Consider the following 6,433-nt stretch of genomic DNA (forward strand, 5'->3'; position numbering starts at 1 on the left):
GTAGTGAAACAGGCTTTTATTGTAGGCGCCGGATACGGACCGTCTTCCAAGTGAGATGGCATGAATAGTCTTCGCTTTTTCGGACATGTCATGCTCCTTCTAAGGCGCGTTCTGTCGAGGGATGTCATTCAGTTACGACTGATATTCTTTTGGAAAAACCTCTCTGACTCAGAATTCAACTCAAGGTCGAGTAAGAATTCAATCTCTCATTTGGGCATGTATTCTTAGCTATGCCTCGCGGCTTCATCATCGGCGGCTTCCGCCTGCCGACCCTGGGTCACAAATACCTGATCGAGTTCGCCTCGCGCTGGTGCGACGGCGATCTCGACGTGATGCTCAACACCCGCGACGAGGACCCTATTCCCGGTGCGCTGCGCCAGCGCTGGCTCGAGGATCAGTTCCGTGGGCTCGCGCGCATCCATCGCTTCCATAACGATCTGCCGGAGGACGAAGCGGGCGTGCCGGATTTCTGGCAGCGCTGGAACCAGGCGATTCTCAAGATCCTTGGCGGCAAGGCGCCCGACCTGCTCTTTGCCTCGGAGAGCTACGGCCAGCGGCTCGCGACCGATCTGGGGGCCCGCTATGTGCCGGTCGACACGCCGCGCGACGCCGTGCCGATCTCGGCGACCCGCGTCCATGCCGGCATCGGCGAGCATTGGGATCTGCTGCTGCCCGAGGCGCGGCCGTCCTTCCTCAAGCGCGTCGCCATTATCGGGCCCGAAAGCTGCGGAAAGACCACCTTGGCGCGCCGTCTCGCGGCGGCCCACCGCACGGTCCATGTGCCGGAGTTCGCGCGCAGCTATCTGGAAGCGACCGATCCGGCGAAATATCCCGATCTCGCCGACATCGGGATCATCGGCGCCGGCCATGCGGCCTCGGAGGATGCGCTCGCGCGCCAGGCCAGCCGCCTGCTGGTGCTCGACACCGACCATCTCTGCACGGCGGTCTGGAGCGAGGTGGCGCTGGGCCAGGTCCCGGCCCCGGTCGAAGCCGAGATCGCGGCACGGCCCTACGATCTAAGACTCTTGCTGGCAGACGATGTGCCCTTCGCGCCCGACCCGCTGCGCTATGCAGGGCAGGAGCGGCAGATGAAGCTGGTCCATTTCACCGACGCGCTCGACCGGCGCGGCCTCGCCTATAAGATCATCGATGGCGGCTGGACCGAGCGCACCAAGAAGGCCGCGAGTGCCGTCGATGCGCTGATGGCCGAGCCCTATCGGCTGCGAAGGGCCGCCGCTCGCGCCTGAGCCTTCATGCAAAGAAGGGATGCGGGGCTCCGCGCGTTCCCTTGCTCTCGACTGTGGCCAGGGCGGCCGCGAGATCGGCTTCCGGCAAGCTTAGGCCGAACAGATCGGCCAGCGCGGCTCGATAATCGGCTGCGCCATCGAGCGTCCGGCGCTCGACCTCGCCATCGGCATGCCGAAGATTGAGCCTCGCATTGAACATCGTGATCCGCGTCCGATTGGGCCCGGGGCGCGCGGCGATCAGGTTGCTCCGATAGGGGCTGTCGGGATGGCTGGCGGCGAACCAGTTGGTGATTTCATATTCGGCATCGACCCGGGGCAGCGCGACGACGCGATAGATATGCTCCCACCGGTCGCCAAGCCGGGATTGCAGCACCAGTTCATCGCCCATGGGAACGAAGCGCATGGGCTCGTGCGGGGTCTCCTGTTCGATTTCCGGCGAGAGTACGAGCGGCGCCGTCGGCGCCAGATTGCCGAAGCCCACATCGGCCAAGTAGGGTCCTTCCGGCAGATCCACCCGAAGGACCATATGGAAAGCAGGGCGCGGCGCATCGACGGCGAGGCCCCGCACCACGCGGGCCTGCAGGCTGGTGACTGCGAATCCCAGCGACCGCAGGCCGGCGCGAAACAGCATGTTCTGCTCGAAGCAATAACCGCCGCGGCGCCCCGCGATCATCTTTCGCTGCAGCGATTCGACATCCAGCTTCGGGTGCCGGTCCAGCAGCACATCGATGCTCTCATAGGCGATGGCCGAGGCATGAGCCGCGACCACGGCGCGCAAGGTCTCGAGCGTGGGCGAGCGCGATCCCTTATGGCCGATGCGGCGCAGCCAGGCGTCCTGATCGAAACTTTCGTCGGGCATGGGGACCTTGTCCTTCCCGTGACACGCGCTCAGGACCTCACAATGGCCCGGGCGCCTTCCATCGATCCGACAGTTTCCGACAATTCCTGGCAGGGAACGGACGAGAGGTCACGGCGCGTCGACGACGTTGGAAGGCGTCGCGAAATGCGCGGTGGTCCCTTTCGCGACATCGAACCAGACGCGATCGGTCATCAGCTCGAAGGGCTTGCCGTAGAGATGCAGGTGGATCGCGGGTTCCTTTCCCTGGAGCTGGATGCTGTGGATCTCGTCGGGCATGAAGGCGATGGCCGTGCCCGGCTTGACGGTGAAGCGGCCCTTCGGCCGGACCGATCCATGGCCGGGCCGGTCGCCTGAATCGAGGCGCTCATAGAGGATGTTCTCCTCCTCGCCGGCCACGCCCGCGATGACGGCCCATGTGCCGTGATTGTGCGGCGGAGTGTCGTCGCCGGCCAACGCGGTCTGGAGATAGAGCGCCAATTGCTGGTCCGGATCCTGCGCCAGCCGGTAGAGCACGCTCAGTCCCTGCGTCGGCGCGGGAAAATCGGCGAGCTGGAAGAGGTCTCGCTCCTGCGCGAGCGCGATCAAGGCGCTCTTCACCGTCTCCAGGGAGCTGCGGGCCATGCCTTGGGCATTGAGGGCGCGAACCCGCTCGAGCAGGAGGTCGATCCGCTCGCGGCGCTCTTTCCGTCTATCCATGGATCCCCCTGGCGCATCCTCGAATGCTCCCGAGGATCGACGCAAACGCTACCATTGCCGTCGGGCGGCGTGGAAGCAGGCTGGGAAGGTCGCGGCCGTATCGCCGCGCCGGACCGCGCTCTCGTCAGGGCTCCTGACGCAAACCGTCATGTCGTCTTGGCCAGCCGCAGGGACGGGGCCGCAGGCGGATCGCGCCAATCGGCTCGGGGCCCGCTTGCGGCAAGGGAAAATGATTGCCATATCCCGTTTGCTGGCCTCGGGAGATGGCCATGGGATTTCGACATTTGTGGCTTGCCATAGCCTGTATCGGGCTGTCGCTGACGCTCGCGTCGCGGTCTCTCGCGGCGGGGCATCTCGGTGACATCATTGGCGCCGCGATCGTGCAAGACGACGGGTCATTGCTCATCGGTGCGCGGACCATTTGGCTCTATGGCATCTACATACCGCCCACGCCAATCACCTGTCTGTTCATTCTCCGGCCCACCCGCTGCGGGGGCAGGGCCGCGCGGGCGCTTGAATTGAAGATCCAAGGCTTCGTCTCCTGCGACAAACGCGGCGTCTACACCGACGGGAGCATCAGCGCGGTATGTTTTGTGCGTCGCACGGTTTTCTCGCCGGGCGAAGATCTGGCCGCCTATCTCTTGGCCGGAGGTTGGGCGCTGGCATTGCCCGGCGCGCCCTTCCCCTATGCCGCGCTGGAGCGGATCGCCGAGGCCCGGGGGTTCGGCCTCTGGGGATTCCAGGCCGACGTGATCACGCCCCGGTAACGCCGTGGCGGCGCGTTACAGAGAAGCCGCAAAGTCGGCTTGCAGAGAAGACGCCCAAAACAACATGGGGTCGAGGCGTTGTGCGCGTAGGGCATAGACACCATGGCTTCGGGCAACCGGCACGACCTATCCTGACGATGAAATCGTGGAGACTGACAAGGGAGGCCCCGCTATGCCTCGCGCCAGATGGCTGATGACAGCAATTGCCGGGCTCGGTCTGCTGACCGCCTGTACAACGCCGATGTTCACGATGCCCCCCGGCCCGCCCGACTATCGCGTCGGCTATCACGATGGTTGCGATGCGGGATACGCCTATGCCGGAAGTCCCTTCTATGAGCATTCCGACATCACCCAGCCGCCCGTGTCCGGTGATGACTACACTGCCGGCTGGCAGGAGGGCTTCTTCAAATGCAATGCGGGTTACCAACGGATTCAGAGGGCGCTGAACGTCGCCTTCGGACCACCCTGATCATCGGCGCCGGCGCGCGAAAGGGGCGCGCCCACCGACTGACCGATCGATCCGGAACCTTCGAGATCGTGCCGGTATTGGCGGCTCAAGCCGCCCTGGCGGGCCGGTCGCTCTCGATGTGATAGACGAGGCCGGGCTCGGCGATCCATTCGCCGGGCTGCAGCTGGCTCACATCATACTTGCCGTCGCGCCGGCGGGGCGCGATGCCGTCATAGACGAAGCGGCGGCCGAAGAAATCGCGGATCGCCTCGGCGATCGGCTGCCCGGCATAGAAGCCGATCAGCGGCCCGTCGGGTCGGGGATCGTAGACGATGTGGTAATCGATGGGGTTCGTCTGGGCGGCGGTGAGGCGTAGCATGGCGAGGCTTATCCGCGAACGGCGAGGGGCTGGTGGCATCGCCCGCTCAGGCCGTCAGCGATCCGATGAAGATCGTGACACGGTGCTTGTAAAGGACCCCTGAAAGCCGGGCGGGTGCTCTCTATAGAACGGCACTCACCCGCGCCGGTTCCAGCGCGACAGGCTGTCGCAGCAGGTTGGTATGTTCTTGCTGCGCTAAGGCTTTTTCTGCTGCGGCACCTTCGACGCGTCGATGACGTCGCGATAATAGGGCATCTCGACTCGTCTTGCGTCGTAGCTGCCGTCATCGATCACGCGACGGATATGGCGGGCAATCTCTTCCATCGGCGCAATCCAGACGTCGCCTTTCGCCAGCATGGTGCGGATGAAGGCGACGAGCTTCTCGGCGCGGGCGAGCCTGGCGGTCAGCCAGGGATGCCAGACGCCGATCCAGAGCCCGCCATGGCGCCAGGCGCTGTCGAACTCCGCCTGATAGACCGCGAAGGCCTCGTCGGGCGAGCGGATCGTCATGGTGTATTGCAGCTCGATGTTATGGGCGAATTGCGGCCAGTCATCGAGCGCCCAGTGCGAGGGCAGCTCGATCACCTCGCCCGCGCGCGATTCCATCACATAGGGCACATCGTCCGCCATCAGGCTCGCATCATAGAGAATGCCTTCCTCGGCGAGGAGATCGGTGGTATGGCGCGAATAGTTGTAGACCGGCGCGCGATAGCCGCGCGGCCGCTGCCCTGTCATTCGTTGGATCACCTCGATGCTGCGCCGCAGCCAGGCGCGCTCGTCCTCGAGCGAGAGCTGGTTCGAGTTCTCGTGGAGGTAGCCGTGATGGGCGATCTCATGCCCGCCCTCGAGAATCTGCTCGACCAGCTTCGGATAGGTCTCCATGCACCAGGCCGGATAGAAGAAGGTCTGCTTGAGGCCCAGCTCCTTGTAGATCCGCAGGATCCGCGGCACCGCGATCTCGTCATAGCGCAACCAGGAGGTGGTCGCGACCATGTCCGGCACGCGTTTCCCGAATTCGAGATGCAGGAAGCTGTCCGTGTCGATATCGAAGGTCATGGCGACGGCGCATTTGGCGCCGTGGGGCCAGGGAACGGGACGCTCGATCAGGGGGAAGCCGGCTGGATCGCTCATCGGATGATATGACCTCCATCGATCACGAGTTCAGCGCCCGTCACATAGCGGGATTCGTCGGAGGCGAGATAGACCACGCCATAGGCGATGTCCTTGGGATCGCCCAGCCCCAGCGGGCAGAGCCGGGCCCATTCCTCGCGCACGGATTCGTCCGAGGTGAGCCCTCGGGCGGCGGTCACATCGGCGATCTCGCGCTCGACCATCGGCGTGCGGATCACGCCAGGATGGACCGAGTTGACGCGGATGCCATAGGAACGGTCGGCGCAATAGAGCGCGGCCGCTTTGGTGAAATTGCAGAGCGCGGCCTTGGAGGCGCAGTAATGGGCATTGAGCCCGTCCGCCACCATGGCGAAGGTCGAGGAGACGTTGACGATCGATCCGCCGCCGGTCGTCTTCATCGCCGAAATCGCCATGCGGGTGCCGAGGAACGGGCCCTCCGCATTGACCTGGAAGACCTTGCGCCATTCCTGAAGCGAGATCTCCTCCAGCGGCCGCGAGATCTGCACGCCGGCATTGTTGACCAGGATATCGAGCCGGCCGAAGCGGGCCAGGACGGTATCGATCACCGTTCGCCATCCATCTTCGGAAGCGACGTCATGGGGGATGAACAGGACCTTGTCGTCATCGGCCTGGCGCAGCCCGGCGGCGGTCTCGCGGCCTTGCGCCTCGTCGATGTCAGTTATCACAAGGGTGGCGCCTTCGGCGGCGAAGAGTTCGGCGATGCCGCGCCCGATGCCGGCGGCGGCGCCCGTGACGATGGCGATCTTGCCCTCGAGACGTCCCATCGGAAATCACCCCTTCCTTTCGCGACGGTTCGTCATCCGATGAAATGCCCGCGATCGACATTGAGCGCCTGGCCGGTGATGTCGGCGGCGGCCTCCGACGCGAGGAAGAGATAGGTCGCCG

8 protein-coding genes are annotated in these 6,433 nt (G+C 64.6%); 3 read left to right on the forward strand and 5 right to left on the reverse strand.

What is annotated here, in order from left to right; translation table 11 throughout:
• Positions 1 to 230 precede the first annotated feature (230 nt).
• Complete coding sequence (locus tag ACREE8_RS14745; RefSeq protein ID WP_431573767.1) at positions 231 to 1,247, forward strand: AAA family ATPase; 1,017 nt, start codon at positions 231 to 233, stop codon at positions 1,245 to 1,247.
• 4 nt (positions 1,248 to 1,251) lie between these two features.
• On the opposite strand, the gene ACREE8_RS14750 is transcribed toward ACREE8_RS14745, so the two are convergent.
• Together ACREE8_RS14750 and ACREE8_RS14755 are read right to left on the reverse strand one after the other, a co-directional pair.
• Positions 1,252 to 2,106 (reverse strand): arylamine N-acetyltransferase family protein, encoded by an 855-nt coding sequence (locus tag ACREE8_RS14750; protein WP_431573768.1) that lies wholly within the window; start codon positions 2,104 to 2,106, stop codon positions 1,252 to 1,254.
• Positions 2,107 to 2,214: 108 nt separating this feature from the next.
• Positions 2,215 to 2,802 carry a hypothetical protein gene (locus tag ACREE8_RS14755; protein ID WP_431573769.1) on the reverse strand — a complete coding sequence of 196 codons (588 nt, stop codon included), beginning with the start codon at positions 2,800 to 2,802 and terminating at the stop codon, positions 2,215 to 2,217.
• 269 nt (positions 2,803 to 3,071) lie between these two features.
• On the opposite strand from ACREE8_RS14755, the gene ACREE8_RS14760 reads away from it, so the two are divergent.
• A complete protein-coding gene (locus ACREE8_RS14760; protein ID WP_431573770.1) occupies positions 3,072 to 3,569 on the forward strand; it encodes a thermonuclease family protein in 498 nt (165 codons plus the stop codon).
• A 193-nt stretch (positions 3,570 to 3,762) separates the two neighbouring features.
• On the forward strand, positions 3,763 to 4,038 hold the full coding sequence (locus tag ACREE8_RS14765) for a hypothetical protein (protein ID WP_431573771.1): 276 nt from the start codon (positions 3,763 to 3,765) through the stop codon (positions 4,036 to 4,038).
• An 85-nt stretch (positions 4,039 to 4,123) separates the two neighbouring features.
• On the opposite strand, the gene ACREE8_RS14770 is transcribed toward ACREE8_RS14765, so the two are convergent.
• From ACREE8_RS14770 to ACREE8_RS14780, 3 genes are all read right to left on the reverse strand, one after another.
• On the reverse strand, positions 4,124 to 4,396 hold the full coding sequence (locus ACREE8_RS14770) for a hypothetical protein (RefSeq protein ID WP_431573772.1): 273 nt from the start codon (positions 4,394 to 4,396) through the stop codon (positions 4,124 to 4,126).
• 195 nt (positions 4,397 to 4,591) lie between these two features.
• Positions 4,592 to 5,527, reverse strand: a complete 936-nt coding sequence (locus ACREE8_RS14775) for a polysaccharide deacetylase family protein (RefSeq protein WP_431573773.1) — start codon at positions 5,525 to 5,527, stop codon at positions 4,592 to 4,594.
• Positions 5,524 to 6,312 carry an SDR family NAD(P)-dependent oxidoreductase gene (locus ACREE8_RS14780; protein ID WP_431573774.1) on the reverse strand — a complete coding sequence of 263 codons (789 nt, stop codon included), beginning with the start codon at positions 6,310 to 6,312 and terminating at the stop codon, positions 5,524 to 5,526. Before ACREE8_RS14780 ends, ACREE8_RS14775 begins: the two co-directional genes overlap by 4 nt.
• Positions 6,313 to 6,433 lie beyond the last annotated feature (121 nt).

The organism is Hypericibacter sp. (assembly GCF_050729195.1).
Lineage (GTDB): Bacteria > Pseudomonadota > Alphaproteobacteria > Dongiales > Dongiaceae > Hypericibacter.